A 681-nucleotide genomic window follows, 5' to 3' on the forward strand; every position below is an offset into this window, starting at 1 on the left:
TTGAGATTGGCTATGAGAAATGCGATGTCACATCCATCAGCATGGACAGCTTAATAGAAGGAAAGTCATACAGACTTGTCGTACAGCGTAGTCCTTTGAAAGACAAGGATGGCAAGCAACGGACGGATATGTTCGGAGTAATATACACATACCGCTGTATCCTCACCAATGACTGGGTGTCTACCGAGAAGGACATCATTACATTCTATAATGAGCGTGGGGCAAGTGAAAAGAACTTCGACATACAGAACAATGACTTCGGATGGTCACATCTGCCATTTTCCTTTATGGCTGAGAACATGGTTTTCATGATGGTTACCGCTATGCTGAAGAACTTCTATCTCTATCTCGTCCGTCATATCAGCGAAAAGGTCAAGCCATTGAAAAAGACAAGTAGACTGAAAGCCTTTATCCTGCATTTTGTCAGCGTTCCAGCAAAATGGGTGCGAACGGGAAGGCAGAACGTTCTAAACCTGTATACAAATAAAACCTACTACGCTGAAGTATTCCTTGAATAAACAGTATTTCTTTGTGGTGTTTTCATACTTCCCCATTGGTTTGGGTGGGGGGATTTCATGCCTATGCAAGAACCAAGAACCCTGGAAAATTCCCAAATCAATGGATTAATCCCAAAATATCACTTCAATATATAAAAGTACCTCACAAGGAATAATGCTGCGG

The 681-nt window shown here is 41.9% G+C and carries 1 pseudogene; it reads left to right on the plus strand.

Annotation, left to right across the window (positions count from 1 at the left end):
* A pseudogene (locus HMPREF0666_RS15950) lies at positions 1 to 518 on the plus strand (IS1380 family transposase); the annotation flags it as partial.
* Between the last annotated feature and the right edge of the window lie 163 nt (positions 519 to 681).

Source organism: Prevotella sp. C561 (assembly GCF_000224595.1).
Classification (GTDB): domain Bacteria; phylum Bacteroidota; class Bacteroidia; order Bacteroidales; family Bacteroidaceae; genus Prevotella; species Prevotella jejuni.